Source organism: Paenibacillus sp. J22P59 (genome assembly GCF_059383895.1).
In genome coordinates, this window is the sequence record NZ_JBXENX010000013.1 from 42,223 (window position 1) to 57,017 (window position 14,795).

Genomic DNA, 14,795 nt, shown 5'->3' on the forward strand with positions numbered 1-14,795 from the left:
CATTCACTACCTTCTGCTTGCGATATGTCGATAATAGCATATTCGTACAGATGTTCGCCAGTTTGATTGACCTACACGCTTACATTTACAATTTTACAACAAATCCCTAGTTAAATAGTTGGGATTGACTCTTCAAAAACGAATGCAACTTGCCGATATATTTACTTAGGTATTTTTTTCCTGTAATTTATAAATAGAGAGGGAGAGCCATATATAGAAAAAAAAACCAATCCAAAGAAAGAGAGAGGAAAAACAAAGGAGTGTATTCATTATGTTTAAGTCAATCGAGAATGAATGGGGGTTAACGATGTTCGATAGCATCTGGACAGCCGTGTGGCAAGAGAAAGGCTATGAGCTTGAATTCTCTGAACAGGTGCTTGGGAGGTACGTAGCGATTTCTTCAAGTGGAGAATATGTAGGAACAGCTGAGATTAAACCTTATGAACCAGGTATTAGCACGATTGATTCCGTCGCACCCTTCGCGCAACATCCTAAGATAGCTGCTGATCCAACTAGAGTAGCGGAGATAGACAAAATAGCGGTAATGCGAGAATACAGAGGTTCACCCCTGTCTGATCTGTTATCCGCAGTAGTTTATTGTGCAGAAAAGCACCAAATTAAGTATCTTGTATCCTTAATGGAGCCTTTATTGTTTCGAGCGTTGCGCGTTACTTTCCATCTCAAGCTGGAGAAGATCGGCGAAAAAACCTTTTATAAAGGTGACTATGTCATTCCAGTCCTATTTGATATGGAGCTTATTTACAACAACAAATCGAAATACCAGTGGCTTGTTCTTCCTGAAGAGCAACAGAAGGTACCCGAAGCCGCCGGAATTACTTCCTTACCGTTTAGCTAAGACCATTATGCAACATAACAAAAGACTAAATAAGAAGGTAGAGAGCAGATGAATACAGAACGACACATTCTGAATAAACGCAATCGATTATTCGTCAAGATTTTATGGGCTATGCTATCACTTGGCATCATTGTTGATATTGGAGCAGGACTAAGCACAGACATCATTTTACTTTTGGCTGGTGTGGGAATTGTATGCTGCGGTACCGCTACATTTATGACCTATAAGGAAATCGGGGTATCATACATCATGTACCTCATCTCCTTCATTCTTACTCTATTAGCACTGCTTCTTATTGTTGGCGATCCTAAGCCGCTCATCAGTACCTATTTCCTTGTTTATGTTAATCTCGCCATCATCACCCTATATGCTGACTACAAGCCGATTATTTTTACCGGCGTATTAGGCATGGCTGTCAGCACTTATGTATTTATGGATTCTACTTTGCAGCAAATTCTCTTCCCAGGTGAATCCTTATTGTATTTGTACTTATACTTAGGCTTCGCGACCGCTGCGCTTAGCTTCTCGGCGAAATTCAGCCAGAAGCTTCAAAAAGAGGTAACGACGGAGCGGCGTGAAGCGATTCATTCCAAAGAGCTCGCTGAGCGGCTAGTAGACAAGCTTAAATCTTCCATTCTGCTGCTTGGGGAATTCAGCAATGAACAGAAGAGCACCGTAGAAACGACAGGCAAAATCTCACGTGAGGTAACATCTACCTTCGGCGAAATGTCCGCTGCTATTGAAAAACAAACGAGCATGGTTCTGAACGTCAGTGATTCCGCGCTTACGATTGAAGATGCGGTAACACGCTTGCTGGAGGGCGCTACCCAGCTGCAATCCTATTCTACTGACACAGCCCTTCTCACAGAAGATGGAAGCAGGCTCATTTATACACTGACGGAAGAAGTGGAACGAGTCCAGACGATCATCCTGCAGACAGTTGGAATGATGAAGCAGCTGTTAGAGCAGAATGAACAGGTTGGCTCGATTGTCAGCTCGATTAGCGATATTTCGGAGCAGACCAATCTCTTGTCGCTTAATGCTGCCATTGAAGCTGCCAGAGCTGGCGAGCACGGCCGAGGCTTTGCTGTCGTAGCCGGTGAAGTGCGCAAGCTGGCTGACCATGCTAGCATAGCGGCAAGTGAAATTAATAATATTCTTGGCACGATCCATACACAAATCAAGTCGGTAAGCGAACAAGTCAACCTTGGCCAACAGGCAGTTGCATTGAGCTTCGATGCCTCCAAGCAGGTTGAGAAAATTATCGTCAGCATCACTAACAATACCGAGCAAGTGAAGGAGCAATCCCATACCGTGGGAGACTCATCCCGTCAGCTCCATGATCAATACGGCTCCATTGCTGAAGATATGTCCAGTATGGCAGCTATAACAGAAGAGAATATGGCTTCTGTCGAAGAAGTATGTGCGAGCATGGAAATGCAGGATACAAAAATCAATCACCTTGTAAAAGGCTATTCACAGCTGGATAACCTGATTGTTGAACTCAAAGCGCTTGTTGAGCAGCATCAGACCTCGGCATCGACGAAGTCCTAAACACAGCAATACAAAAGAACGGGTTGGCTCCTCAAAGGGCCAACCCGTTCTTTTGTATTAGACGACTATGCCGCCTTTGGCAAGCAAATCCTTCACAACTACACTAACCATAATTAGACCTGCTACCGGTGGTACAAAAGCATTGCTCGCCGGTGGCTGCTGTGCTTTACGAATTTCGGGCGCATTGTCTGGTACGATTCGCTGAGTAACATCCTCACGAGGCTTATTCGGCAGCTCCGTAGAGAAGACCACCTTAACGCCTTTCTTGATGCCATCCTTGCGCAGCTTCGTCCGTACAACACGAGCGATTGGATCTGTATGCGTCTTAGAGATGTCCACTACTGAAAATTTCGTAGGGTCCATCTTGTTCGCAGCTCCCATGCTCGAGATGATCGGAATATTTCGCTCCAAACACTGTTTAATCAAATGAATTTTGTAAGAAATCGTATCCGACGCATCCACTACATAATCCAGTGGATAAGCGAATAGCTGTTCATAAGTTTCTTCTGTATAGAACATCCGAAGCGAGATGGCTTCGCAATCCGGATTAATTAGTTTAATCCGGTCGCGCATTAAATCTGCCTTGGGCTGTCCAACTGTTGTGGTGAGCGCATGAATCTGACGATTCACATTCGTAATATCGACAACATCCTTGTCAATCAGGATAATACGGCCTACGCCAGTACGGGCAAGCGCCTCTGCCGCAATAGCTCCGACACCGCCTATGCCAAGCACAGCTACCGTACTCCCTTTCATCAGCTCTAGACCTTCCGGGCCAATAGCAAGCTCTGTTCTTGAGAATTGATGCAGCATCTTAGAATAGCCGCCTCCTTCTTATTCCGCTGGCGTGCTGTTTGCAGATGCAACTGCAGCCGCTTCTGGCTTCGGCTTCAGAACGGTACGGATATGCAATTGCTCAAGCTGCGACAGCTCTACTTCTGAAGGCGCATCGCATAGCAGATCCGTAGCGCTTGCCGTTTTCGGGAATGCAATTGTCTCGCGCAGGTTCGTACGACCAGTGAGCAGCATAACCAGACGGTCGAAGCCGAATGCAATACCGCCATGCGGAGGCGTTCCATAATCGAAGGCATCCAGCAAGAAGCCGAATTTCTCATGCGCTTCTTCCATTGAGAAGCCCAGCGCTTTGAACATTTGCTCTTGTACTTCACGTTTGTAGATCCGCATCGAGCCGCCGCCTACTTCATAACCGTTCAATACGATATCGTAAGCTTGTGCACGGATTTGACCTGGGTCAGTCTCGAACAAGTGCAGATCCTCATCCTTCGGACGAGTGAACGGATGATGTTCAGCCACATAACGTTTTGCATCCTCATCCCAACCAAGCAGCGGGAAGTCTACAACCCATACAAATTTGAATTTAGATTCATCGATCAAGCCAAGCTCACGGCCGACTTTAAGTCGCAGGTTGCCAAGCACGTCAGCAACGACTTTTTTCTTATCCGCGGAGAATGTGAGCAAGTCTCCCTCTTCAACCTGTAGACGCTCTGTCAGAGCAGCGATTTCTTCAGGCTTCAAGAACTTCACGATAGGCCCTTTCCATTCGCCTTCTTTAACAGTAATCCATGCTAGGCCTTTACCGCCATAACGAGCTGCGAATGGCTGCAGATCATCTAGCTCTTTGCGGCTCCAGTGTGCACAGCCTTTAGCATTGAATGCCTTCACGACACCGCCGTTAGCTGCAACACTTGCGAATACCTTCACTTCGCTCGTCGATACAATATCCGTAATATCTTCAATCTCCATGCCGAAGCGAAGATCTGGTTTGTCAGAGCCATATTTGTTAATAGCATCTGCATAAGTGATGCGTTGGAATGGTGTTGCAAGCTCAACGCCAACTGTCTCACGGAACAGCTTCGCTGCCAATTGCTCCATCATGCCGAGCAATTGATCCTGCGACAAGAAAGAAGTTTCAATGTCGACTTGCGTAAATTCCGGTTGACGGTCCGCACGAAGATCCTCATCGCGGAAGCAGCGAGCGATTTGATAGTAGCGCTCAATGCCGCCAACCATCAACAGTTGTTTGAAAATTTGAGGCGATTGCGGCAGTGCGAAGAACTCGCCTTCATGAACGCGGCTTGGCACCAAATAATCACGGGCGCCTTCCGGAGTGCTTTTCGTCAGAATTGGTGTTTCTACGTCGATAAAGCCTTCTCCGTCAAGAAAGTCACGGAATATTTTCGCCGCTTTTGAACGAAGCAGCAATGTTTTTTGCATTTCTGGACGACGAAGGTCGAGGTAGCGATATTTCAGACGAAGGGATTCGTCTACTTCTACGCCATCTTCGATAGGGAACGGAGGCGTTTTCGCCGCATTCATCACTTCGATCTCCGTTACTTGAATTTCAATTTCACCTGTTGCCAGGTTAGCGTTAACTGTTTCTGAATCTCTCTCCACTACCGTACCGCGTACTGCAAGCACGAACTCATTACGTGCACGGTCAGCAACCGCAAGTGCTTCTCCCGAGAAATCCGGGTTGAAAACCGTTTGTACGATACCCGTACGGTCACGCAAATCGATGAACAATACGCCGCCAAGGTCACGACGACGTTGTACCCAGCCATTCAAGGTAACCGTCTGTCCGATATCCGCTTTTGTTAATGTGCCGCATTGATGTGTTTTTAGCATCATAATAATCAAGCTCCTCTTCTTATTCTCAATTAGTTTATTTCAACAGCCAGCTGCGCAAGAGCGACCATGCGCTGCTCCCCGGTTGTCATATCCTTAAGCGCGATTTCTCCACGAGCCAGTTCATCATCGCCAAGAATAGCTGTATAACGAGCTTGAAGACGATCAGCAGATTTCATCTGCGCCTTCAGCTTGCGTCCCAGATAATCACGTTCAGCCCGAATACCTGCCACTCGAAGCTCATAGACGAGCTTCGTCGCTTCCCGCTCCGCTGCTTCTCCCAAGCTAACCACATAGACATCCACTTGATGAGCATGCGCCTCTTCTGTCTCCTGCTGCTCCAGCAGGATGATCGTACGCTCTACCCCTAGGCCAAAGCCAATTCCTGCTTGATCCGGTCCGCCAAGCTCCGACACCAAGCCGTTATAGCGGCCTCCGCCTCCGATTGTATCAATCGCCCCAATACCTTCAGCTTTATACTCGAAGGCGGTATGCGTATAATAATCGAGCCCGCGCACCAATCTTGGATTGATAACGAAAGGAATGCCCATATCGGTAAGGTAAGTTTTCACCTTCTCAAAGTGTGTCTCGCACTCTTCATCTAGGCTATCCAATATGGAAGGCGCCCCTTCGAAGTGCTGCTGGTCGACTTTACAATCCAGTACCCGAAGCGGATTGCGTGTCATCCGGGATTGGCAATCCTTGCACAGCAGATCGCGCTTAGGCTCAAGGAACCCTAGAAGCCGCTCGCGGAACGCTGCCCGAACCTCTGGCGTACCCACTGAATTGAGCTCGATGCTTACTCCTTTTACCCCTACTTCGGTATAAAAAGAATAACCCAGTGCAATCACTTCCGCATCAATAGCAGGATCAACGGAACCAACCGCCTCTACACCGAATTGATGGAACTGCCGATATCGTCCCGCCTGCTGCCGCTCATAGCGGAACATTGGGCCGATATAATACAGCTTCGACACATCAGGCTCACCGTACAGCTTATTTTCTACATACGATCTCATTACGCCTGCCGTGCCTTCTGGACGAAGTGTAATGCTGCGGTTTCCACGATCAGTGAACGTGTACATTTCTTTCTCTACGATATCCGTCGTTTCGCCTACCCCACGCTGGAAAAGCTCTGTCGATTCGAAAATCGGCGTTCTAATTTCGCGGAAGTTAAACCGGCGACAAATATCGCGCGCTTTCTGTTCCACGAACTGCCAGCGTTCTACAGCTCCAGGCAAAATATCTTGCGTACCCGGCGGTTTCTGAAAAGCCATCTTAATCCCTCCTGGACCCTTGTCATCCTCATCTTAAACGCAAAAAACTCCCGTCCCTAACGACAATAAAATTCGTCGTCAGGGACGAGAGTATATCTCCCGTGGTGCCACCCAAATTCCGGATTGCTAAAATCCGCTCACAACGGTTAACGCCCGTTACACGCAGTACGACTACTGAGCCTGATTGAATGAACCAATCCGCTATATGTTCGCCGTCTGTTCTCCGGAAGGTCTGTTTCATCCTGTCATCGTAAAGACGCTTGCAGCCTAAGGCGCCTCTCTCTGCGTACGTGTACGGGATTACTTTGTTCCATCAATGAATCGTTTTTTGTATACTGAGAACTAATTTTACTCGTCTGGTTCATTAAAGTCAATAACTGAGCTGAACATTTCTTTCGTAAATGCAACCCAAGTTTTTGCAGCCAGAGACAGGTAACCATCCTTCCGCCATACCATCGCAAGCTCCCATGGAATAATAGGGTCTACAAGCGGAACTGCATGCACCCTTCCCGGGTCAAGCGACTTGCAGATCGTCTCCGGAAGCATCGCAATGCCTAGATCAGCAGCAACCATCTCCTTAATGAAATCCCACTGCGAGCTCTGATAGACGATATGCGGCGAGAATCCCTTCGACTCACAATCCTTGATGATACGATCATGAAGGGCAAAGTCTTGGCTGAATAGAATAAAAGACTCTCTCGACAGTTGCACAAGCTCAATTCTGTCCATCCTTGCAAGTCGATGCTCAGGATGCATAATGACATTCAAGCGCTCTTGTATGATGGGAAAGGTATCGAAGACAGACAGGTTAACGGGTGTCAACACCACTCCCACATCCAGCGTTCCGTTACCTACGCACTCCTCGATTTTTTTGGCCCCGCTCTCCACCATCTCTACCGATATGCCTGGATAGTGCTCCTGAAATTGCTTCATAACAGCGGGGAAAAAGCTAGCGCCTGCCATTGGCGGGAGTCCGAACCGTACATTCCCTTGATACAAATAAGACAGATCATCCATCTCTTCCATCAAGCTGTCGAACAGCTGCAGAATCGGCTGAGCGTAGCGCAATACCGTCTCCCCCGCATCTGTCAGCTTCACCTGCTTCCCCTCTCGGCTGAACAATTCCACACCCAGCTCGCTTTCCAGGTTTTTAATCATCTTGCTAATGCTTGGCTGAGTAATATGCAGCGCTTCCGCCGCTTTGGTGAAGCTGTTCTGGCGAACAATTTCATTAATGTATTGCATATGGCGTATTTCCATAGTACCCTGCCAACCTTTCACGTCAGTACATAACCAAAAGGAATGTAAATCATTCTGTATATTCATTTTACCTATGGATACTTGTACTGTACACTAATAGGCGGAAGAAAGGGGCCTAACTTACACATGACTTCATTGCTGCGCACGATTTTTCAGGTTTTATTTTTTATTATTTTGTCCAAAATAGCCGACTCTATTGTGGAATTTCTTCATATTCCAATTCCGAGCAGTGTAATAGGCATCGCTATTCTGTTCAGTCTTCTGAAGACGCGCATTATTCGCATTGAGTGGGTGGAGATTGGAGCCGCGTGGCTGCTCGCCGAAATGCTGCTTTTCTTCATTCCCTCAACAGTCGGAATTATTAATTATAAAGATTTGGTAATGTCCAGCGGCCTTCAGATTCTAATTGTCATTCTCGGCAGCGCTGTGACCGTCATGCTCTGTTCAGGCACAGTCGCAGAAGTATTGTCAAAGCGGGCATCCGCTAATAAGGAGGCTGAGCACGAATGAGCATCTGGTTCTGGTTATGCATCACGGTTATCATTTACTGGGTGGCCAAACGTATTTATCGCCTATATCCCCGATTATGGCTTACGCCGCTGCTCGTTTCGCCTATTATTGTCATCCTTCTGCTTGAAGGCAGCGGGACAAGGTACACCGAATACAATAAAGGTGCTGGCTATTTGACCGACATGATTGAGCCCGCCACAATTGCACTAGCGGTTATGCTCTACAAGCATCTCGATGTATTGAAAAAAAACGTATTGCTTATCGCCGCCAGCGTATGCTGTGGTGCAGTTGCAGCGATTATTACATCGGTCGGATTCGCTCGGCTATTCGGGCTCGATCAGCAAATGATGGAGTCGCTCGCTCCGCGATCGGCGACTACTGCCATCGCCATACCAATCTCGACTATGCTTGGCGGGATGCCCACTATTACAGCAGTAGCTACCATGATAACGGGATTGCTCGGCATGATTGTCGGCCCGCTTATCGTCAAGCGCTTCCGGATAAGCAATCCGATAGCCCGCGGTGTCTTGTTTGGCACTAGTGCTCACTCCGCAGGGATAAGCAAAGCGCTTGAATATGGCGCAATTACCGGCTCTTCTGCTGGAATTGCTATGCTTCTAACGGCATTCATTACATTATGTGCAGCCCCTTGGCTTGTCTCTTTGTTTATATAAAAGCCTTATAGACAGAAAAAAACCTACAAACGTCAGTCGTTGTAGGTCCAAATAGAAAATATATGTTTAAAAAGGGGGTCGAGATTTATTATAGGCGATTGATATTAAGGAAACGTTATGGATTGATTACAATCCGATTACAAAATAGAAAGCGGTTCATTTCTATAAGCTCCCGAATAAATAATAAAGCCAAGCCATCCGAGCAACTTCGGAAGGCTTGGCTTTATCATTAGAAATGCTCCGGCTGATCTCGCCTGCCTGCGTTCGGGAAGCCTGCCCACTCTTCAGCAGCTTCCATATCTTCCTCTATCCACGATAGGACTAATGCTTCCCTGCGGTCCGTATGAAGCAGCCCCTTAACGGCCTGCTCTACACCTTGCTCTTTGCGAGATTGATGCATATACGATGCTCCTTCAACAGCAGATTGCGGCAGCGAAGCTTACAGCTATTAGCAGGCTGCAAGCTCACGACAAGCTATCCCTATTGTTGCCCGGATCACGTATTCTAATCGTCTAGGCTTTACTATCCAGAATGAGCGTCACCGGACCCCAATTGACTAGCGATACGTCCATCATCTCACCGAATCGGCCTGTTCCTACAGTCAGCCCTAACGAACGCAGATTATCATTAAATTGATCATAGAGCGGCTCTGCTTGCTCGGGTCTTGCCGCCGCCATGAAATTTGGACGTCTGCCTTTACGGCAATCGCCATATAGCGTGAACTGTGAGACGGAGAGAATCTGTCCCCCGATATCCCGTACCGACAGATTCATCTTCTCGCTCTCGTCTTCAAAAATTCGCAGTCCAGCGATCTTATCCGCCATCCAGCGAACATCCTCTGCTGAATCCTCATGCGTTAAGCCAACAAGCAGGACCAAGCCGCGCTCGATAGAGCCTGTTATTTCTCCATCTACTGTTACTTGTGCTTGTTTGCTACGTTGTACGACTACCTTCACAGCCTATACTCCTTTAACTATTCATCAAGCGCTGCACGGAATAAATATCCCTGATCCGCTTAATTTTCTCTACAACCGATGACAAATGTTCGATATTACGAATTAATACCGTCATATGAATCATAACCATCTTATTTTTAACCGAACGGCCTGTTACGGCAGATATATTCGTCTTGCTCTCCGATACCGCTTGAAGCACTTCATTCAGAAGCCCGCCACGGTCATGTCCGGTAATCTCGATATCCACACTATAATTGGCTTCAACAGAGGATTCCCACTCCACCTCGATAACGCGCTCCGCTTCTTCACTATCCGCACCGAAAGGAATGTTCTGGCAGTCCATCCGATGGACGGACACACCGCGACCACGGGTAATGTAGCCAATGATCATATCCCCAGGCACGGGGTTGCAGCAGCGAGCGAATCGAACAAGCAGATTATCAATGCCGCGAACCGTCACACCATGGGTTGGACGATTCTTGCCGTGACTCGGTGATTTGATCTCCTTAGGCTCGCTCGTCAGCTCGATCAAGCTCGCCTTTTCCGCTTCCTTGCGCAGCTTCTCTGTCAATCGCGTGCAGATTTGGGCAGCCGTTATACCGCCGAAGCCAATAGCAGACATCATGTCCTCACTATCGTTGAAGGAGAACTTACCCGCTACCTCCTGCAGCTTGTCTTCTGTCAGCCAAGCCGAAGGCTCCAATCCAAGTCGCTTCAGCTCACGCTCCAGCAAATCGCGGCCCTTCGCAACGTTTTCTTCCCGCATTTCTTTCTTGAACCATTGCCTGATCTTGCTTCTGGCATGAGAGGATTGCGCAATTTTGACCCAATCCTGGCTTGGCCCATAAGAATGCTTCGAGGTTAGAATCTCGATGATATCGCCCGTCTTCAGCTTATGATCAAGCGGTACAATACGACCGTTTACCTTCGCGCCAATCGTCCGATTGCCTACCTCGGTATGAATTCGATACGCAAAATCAAGAGGAACGGATCCCGCTGGCAGTTCAATCACTTCACCACTTGGCGTAAACACAAATACGAGATCAGAGAAAAAGTCCATCTTCAAGGATTCCATGAATTCGGAAGCATCACGAGCTTCGTTCTGAAGCTCCAATATTTCGCGGAACCAGGACATCTTGTCCTCAAAATTATTGCTAGGCACAACGGAGCCTTCTTTGTACGTCCAATGCGCCGCGATGCCGTATTCCGAAGTCCGGTGCATATCCCAGGTGCGGATCTGCACTTCTGTTGGCTCACCATTTGGCCCAATAACCGTCGTATGAAGAGACTGGTACATATTGGCCTTAGGCATAGCAATATAATCCTTGAATCGACCAGGCATCGGCTTCCACAGCGTATGAATGATGCCTAACGTCGCATAGCAGTCCTTAATATTGTCGACGATGATTCGAATCGCCATCAAATCATAGATTTCATTAAATTGCTTATTCTTGGAGGTCATCTTTTTGTAGATGCTGTATATATGCTTAGGACGTCCGGAAATATCGCCTTCAATGCCCATTTCCCCAAGCTTTTCCTTAATGCGGTCAACAACATCCGAGATAAACATCTCACGCTCGGCCCGCTTTTTCTTCATGAGATTGGCAATCCGATAATATTGCTGCGGGTTCAAATACCTAAGCGCAATATCCTCCATCTCCCACTTGATCGCAGAAATACCAAGTCGATGAGCAATAGGACAAAAAATTTCAAGCGTCTCATACGCTATTCTTCGCTGCGCTTCCTCAGATTGAAACTTCAAGGTCCTTATATTATGAAGTCGATCGGCCAGCTTAATGAGGATAACACGAATATCCTGTGCCATAGCGACGAACATTTTTCGATAATTCTCATTCTGATGCTCTTCTTTTGATCGGAATTGGATTTTCTCCAGCTTCGTTAATCCATCGACAAGCATTGCGCATGTTTCGCCGAATTTCGCACGCACCGCCTCTAGATCGACAGTCGTATCTTCGACAACATCATGAAGCAGTGCTGTAATAATGGACAGCACGTCCATTTGCATATCAACCAATATATCGGCAACCGCAACAGGATGCAGAATGTAAGGCTCTCCTGATTTGCGTACTTGTCCATGATGAGCTTGTTCCGCAAAATCATAGGCTTCCCTGATGCGAACTAAGTCTTGTTCTTTCATATAAGCTGATGCCTTTTCGAGTAACTGCTCAATGCCCATGAAACGTCCCTTTCCGAAAAGAGCCCCGTTCGACTCAACTTCACGCTTTTTCCGAGTTTCTTAATATTATGCCTTTAAGAACGTCACTGCGTCAACCTACAGACCCTCAATTTTCTGCTCAAAGGCTGTCGTTTTCTCGTGTAATTTATTCCTCATCCCCAAAAATAGAGTAAATACTCCTGCTAATAGCGTCTCATCAGCCCTTGCACACAAAAAAGCAGACCCGGAATTGTCCCGGGCCTGCTTTTAGAAAGTCATGAATTAATAAGTCATTAAAGATACAACATCAATGCCATCAAGCTTTTGACGCCCTGTCAAATAAGAAAGCTCAATTAGGAATGCAGCGCCCACTACCTTGCCGCCAAGCTGGTTGACAAGATCGATGGATGTCGCAATCGTGCCCCCCGTTGCCAGAAGGTCATCAGCAATCAGCACTTTCTGTCCAGGCAGAATCGCATCCTTATGCATCGCAAGGCTATCATTGCCATATTCCAGATCATAGTTCGCCTGGATGGTCTCTCCTGGCAGCTTGCCGCTCTTGCGTATAGGCACGAATCCTACGCCAAGCGCAAGGGCAAGGGGTGCTCCAATAACGAAGCCGCGTGCTTCAGGTCCCGCGATAACATCAATTTCCATATGCTGAACCAGCTTGCGCATTTCCTCTATCGCTGCACGGTAGGCAGGCCCATTGTTCAATAAAGTCGTAATATCCTTGAAGCGGATACCTGGCTGTGGGAAATCATGGATAATACGAATATAGTCTTTGAAATTTAGCTGTGCTTCACTCATTGTTCTTCAATCCTCTCTATACTGCAAGCTCATTGTCCATAAATTACATGCGGCCCACGCTGTTGTTCAGCTTGAAGCTTCGCTATTCTATAATGCTCGGAGGAACCGAGATCCCGTTTCTGGGGCGATTCTACAATCGCGATATGAGGGCCGTCTTCCTGAATAAAGCCAAGCTCTCCAAATACATGCAGCATCGTTTGAATGGTAGCTTCCGGCCAGCCGCTTTTCTCGGATAAGAGTGCGGCTGCTCCCTCTCGTTGTACACGCTGCAATTGACGAAGTAACTGGTACACCTGTCCGAAATGCTCTCGTTCCGGGAATAAAGCGCGTTCCCCGGCATAATACAAATCATGAATATGCAATTGCGGCTTGCGCTGCCCATTCCACTCATTGATGTTCAGCTCACCGATTAGATCAATCGACACGCCGCTCTGCAGCCTCTCGGCTATTTCTCCCCAGCCGAACCCTACGGCATCGAGCGAGGTGCGCCCGCTTCGCAGGGACAGCTTGAGATGCTTCGATTCTTTGCCCATTGTACGGCGGTCTGCGAGCTCTGTACGCTCGAACAGCAGCCGGGGGGAAGGATTTCCCGCTCCAAAAGGCTCAAGCTGGGACAATTGGGTAATGGTATCCACGTTGGCTTCATTCACCGAGCAGACTAGATCTATTGGTGTTTTTGGAATCCAATCCTGCTCCGTCAACCATTCCATAGCCAGCATGCCAAGCTTTTGCTCGAAGGCAGGCAGCTGCTCCCGATGCATGCTCATTCCCGCGGCAGCCTGATGGCCGCCGTAATGCTCCAGCAATGCTTCACATTCGGTCAATGCCGCATGTAGGTCATACCCGTCGATCGATCTCGCAGAGCCTTTGCACATTCCATTCTCTGCATCAATGCCTAGAATAACAACCGGCTTGTAGTATCGTTCTAATAGCTTGGAAGCCACAATGCCGATAACACCGACATTCCAGCCCTCTCCTGAGAGCACAATGACAGGCGGAGCAGGCTGCGACAGAGCTTCTGCCGCCTTGCATTTGTCCTGCCACTGTTGGTCAGCATCCTTCACGATTCCCTCTACAATCCGTTGCCGTTCTTTGTTCAATACATCCAAAGAGGAAGCTGCAAGAATAGCATCATCATAATGGGCTGTCGTGAGCAATTCCACAGCCCGCTTCGCATGGTCCAGCCTGCCAGCTGCATTAATGCGAGGCGCCATACCGAAGGCCACCGTCGATGCGGTTACCTGCTCAAGCTCGAACCCACCCGCTTCTGCCAATGCACGAAAGCCAATATTATCGGTGTTCCGCAATCTCGCCAAGCCGCTGCGAACGAGCATCCGATTCTCCCCGTGCAGCGGCATTAAATCGGCAATCGTACCTAGACAGACAATATCCGTCCATTCCATCGGCGGCCGTCCCATTAGAGCATGAGCCAGCTTGAAGGCAACTCCAACTCCCGCTAGGCCTTTGAAAGGATAAGGACAGGCCGACTGCTTCGGATTAACGATCGCGCAGGCTTCCGGCAAATGCTCAGGAGGCTCGTGATGATCGGTTACGACCACATCAATGCCCAACTGCTTCGCATAGCTTACCTCTTCATAGGCGCTAATTCCCGTATCAACCGTAACGATAAGCTTAATGCCATCAGCAGCAGCTGAATCCATCGCTCTCTTATTCAGCCCGTACCCCTCTAAAGCACGGTGGGGGATATAATAATCGAACTGATAGCCTAACGCGCGGAAGACATGAATAAGCAATGAGGTGCTCGACACGCCATCGGCATCATAGTCACCATAGATTCTTATCTTTTCTCCTGCGGCTCCAGCAGCCTCAATTCGGGCAACCGCTTCCTTCATTCCCTTGAGCAGCAGCGGATCGTGCAGCAGCTCTGTGCCGCCGCGCAGAAAAGCCTCTGCAGCCGCGACCTCATTATATCCCCGCTGCACCAACAGCTTTGCCACCAGAGGAGGCAAGGCTAATGCCATAGATAAGACATTAGCCTGTTCTTCCTCTTCCTTGCTCCAAGGTGCTAAAGTCCAGCGTGTCTTGGCTTGTATCACGCCGATTCCAACCCCTTCC

At 48.1% G+C, this 14,795-nt stretch carries 14 protein-coding genes; 4 read left to right on the top strand and 10 right to left on the bottom strand.

Features of this window, described 5'->3' with window-relative positions:
* Positions 1–271 precede the first annotated feature (271 nt).
* Together AC50YO_RS20535 and AC50YO_RS20540 are read left to right on the top strand one after the other, a co-directional pair.
* The gene (locus tag AC50YO_RS20535) at positions 272–856 is read left to right on the top strand and encodes a GNAT family N-acetyltransferase (RefSeq protein WP_494850044.1); all 585 of its coding nucleotides are present in this window, start codon (positions 272–274) and stop codon (positions 854–856) included.
* A 48-nt stretch (positions 857–904) separates the two neighbouring features.
* The gene (locus AC50YO_RS20540) at positions 905–2,410 is read left to right on the top strand and encodes a methyl-accepting chemotaxis protein (RefSeq protein WP_494850045.1); all 1,506 of its coding nucleotides are present in this window, start codon (positions 905–907) and stop codon (positions 2,408–2,410) included.
* Positions 2,411–2,467: 57 nt separating this feature from the next.
* On the opposite strand, the gene AC50YO_RS20545 is transcribed toward AC50YO_RS20540, so the two are convergent.
* The 5 genes from AC50YO_RS20545 to AC50YO_RS20565 all read right to left on the bottom strand — a co-directional run bounded on the left by AC50YO_RS20545 (position 2,468) and on the right by AC50YO_RS20565 (position 7,593).
* Positions 2,468–3,223: a tRNA threonylcarbamoyladenosine dehydratase gene (locus AC50YO_RS20545; protein ID WP_494850046.1), complete on the bottom strand. Its 756-nt coding sequence runs from the start codon at positions 3,221–3,223 to the stop codon at positions 2,468–2,470.
* Between the two features lie 21 nt (positions 3,224–3,244).
* Positions 3,245–5,059, bottom strand: a complete 1,815-nt coding sequence (gene aspS, locus AC50YO_RS20550; protein ID WP_494850047.1) for an aspartate--tRNA ligase — start codon at positions 5,057–5,059, stop codon at positions 3,245–3,247.
* 29 nt (positions 5,060–5,088) lie between these two features.
* Positions 5,089–6,333: a histidine--tRNA ligase gene (gene hisS, locus AC50YO_RS20555; RefSeq protein ID WP_494850048.1), complete on the bottom strand. Its 1,245-nt coding sequence runs from the start codon at positions 6,331–6,333 to the stop codon at positions 5,089–5,091.
* Between the two features lie 28 nt (positions 6,334–6,361).
* Entirely contained in the window at positions 6,362–6,574 is a 213-nt protein-coding gene (locus AC50YO_RS20560; RefSeq protein WP_494850049.1) for a hypothetical protein, read from the bottom strand.
* 107 nt (positions 6,575–6,681) lie between these two features.
* Positions 6,682–7,593 carry a LysR family transcriptional regulator gene (locus AC50YO_RS20565; RefSeq protein WP_494850050.1) on the bottom strand — a complete coding sequence of 304 codons (912 nt, stop codon included), beginning with the start codon at positions 7,591–7,593 and terminating at the stop codon, positions 6,682–6,684.
* Between the two features lie 126 nt (positions 7,594–7,719).
* On the opposite strand from AC50YO_RS20565, the gene AC50YO_RS20570 reads away from it, so the two are divergent.
* Both AC50YO_RS20570 and AC50YO_RS20575 read left to right on the top strand, forming a co-directional pair.
* The gene (locus AC50YO_RS20570; RefSeq protein ID WP_494850051.1) at positions 7,720–8,103 is read left to right on the top strand and encodes a CidA/LrgA family holin-like protein; all 384 of its coding nucleotides are present in this window, start codon (positions 7,720–7,722) and stop codon (positions 8,101–8,103) included.
* Positions 8,100–8,777, top strand: a complete 678-nt coding sequence (locus AC50YO_RS20575; protein ID WP_494850052.1) for an LrgB family protein — start codon at positions 8,100–8,102, stop codon at positions 8,775–8,777. The genes AC50YO_RS20570 and AC50YO_RS20575 overlap by 4 nt, the downstream gene beginning before the upstream one ends.
* 229 nt (positions 8,778–9,006) lie before the next feature.
* Here AC50YO_RS20575 and AC50YO_RS20580 read toward each other — a convergent pair whose 3' ends face one another.
* From AC50YO_RS20580 to recJ, 5 genes are all read right to left on the bottom strand, one after another.
* A complete protein-coding gene (locus AC50YO_RS20580; protein WP_494850053.1) occupies positions 9,007–9,177 on the bottom strand; it encodes a hypothetical protein in 171 nt (56 codons plus the stop codon).
* A 112-nt stretch (positions 9,178–9,289) separates the two neighbouring features.
* The gene (dtd, locus tag AC50YO_RS20585) at positions 9,290–9,733 is read right to left on the bottom strand and encodes a D-aminoacyl-tRNA deacylase (RefSeq protein WP_494850054.1); all 444 of its coding nucleotides are present in this window, start codon (positions 9,731–9,733) and stop codon (positions 9,290–9,292) included.
* 13 nt (positions 9,734–9,746) lie between these two features.
* On the bottom strand, positions 9,747–11,930 hold the full coding sequence (locus AC50YO_RS20590; protein WP_494850055.1) for a RelA/SpoT family protein: 2,184 nt from the start codon (positions 11,928–11,930) through the stop codon (positions 9,747–9,749).
* A gap of 261 nt (positions 11,931–12,191) precedes the next feature.
* Positions 12,192–12,719 (bottom strand): adenine phosphoribosyltransferase, encoded by a 528-nt coding sequence (locus tag AC50YO_RS20595; RefSeq protein WP_494850056.1) that lies wholly within the window; start codon positions 12,717–12,719, stop codon positions 12,192–12,194.
* A gap of 29 nt (positions 12,720–12,748) precedes the next feature.
* Positions 12,749–14,776 (bottom strand): single-stranded-DNA-specific exonuclease RecJ, encoded by a 2,028-nt coding sequence (gene recJ / locus AC50YO_RS20600; RefSeq protein ID WP_494850057.1) that lies wholly within the window; start codon positions 14,774–14,776, stop codon positions 12,749–12,751.
* Positions 14,777–14,795: the final 19 nt, after the last annotated feature.

Coding starts and splice junctions, on each gene's coding strand:
- AC50YO_RS20535 (WP_494850044.1), top strand. CDS start 272: ATGTTTAAGTCAATCGAGAATGAATGGGGGTTAACGATGTTCGATAGC.
- AC50YO_RS20540 (WP_494850045.1), top strand. CDS start 905: ATGAATACAGAACGACACATTCTGAATAAACGCAATCGATTATTCGTC.
- AC50YO_RS20545 (WP_494850046.1), bottom strand. CDS start 3,223: ATGCTGCATCAATTCTCAAGAACAGAGCTTGCTATTGGCCCGGAAGGT.
- aspS (WP_494850047.1), bottom strand. CDS start 5,059: ATGATGCTAAAAACACATCAATGCGGCACATTAACAAAAGCGGATATC.
- hisS (WP_494850048.1), bottom strand. CDS start 6,333: ATGGCTTTTCAGAAACCGCCGGGTACGCAAGATATTTTGCCTGGAGCT.
- AC50YO_RS20560 (WP_494850049.1), bottom strand. CDS start 6,574: ATGAAACAGACCTTCCGGAGAACAGACGGCGAACATATAGCGGATTGG.
- AC50YO_RS20565 (WP_494850050.1), bottom strand. CDS start 7,593: ATGGAAATACGCCATATGCAATACATTAATGAAATTGTTCGCCAGAAC.
- AC50YO_RS20570 (WP_494850051.1), top strand. CDS start 7,720: ATGACTTCATTGCTGCGCACGATTTTTCAGGTTTTATTTTTTATTATT.
- AC50YO_RS20575 (WP_494850052.1), top strand. CDS start 8,100: ATGAGCATCTGGTTCTGGTTATGCATCACGGTTATCATTTACTGGGTG.
- AC50YO_RS20580 (WP_494850053.1), bottom strand. CDS start 9,177: ATGCATCAATCTCGCAAAGAGCAAGGTGTAGAGCAGGCCGTTAAGGGG.
- AC50YO_RS20590 (WP_494850055.1), bottom strand. CDS start 11,930: ATGGGCATTGAGCAGTTACTCGAAAAGGCATCAGCTTATATGAAAGAA.
- AC50YO_RS20595 (WP_494850056.1), bottom strand. CDS start 12,719: ATGAGTGAAGCACAGCTAAATTTCAAAGACTATATTCGTATTATCCAT.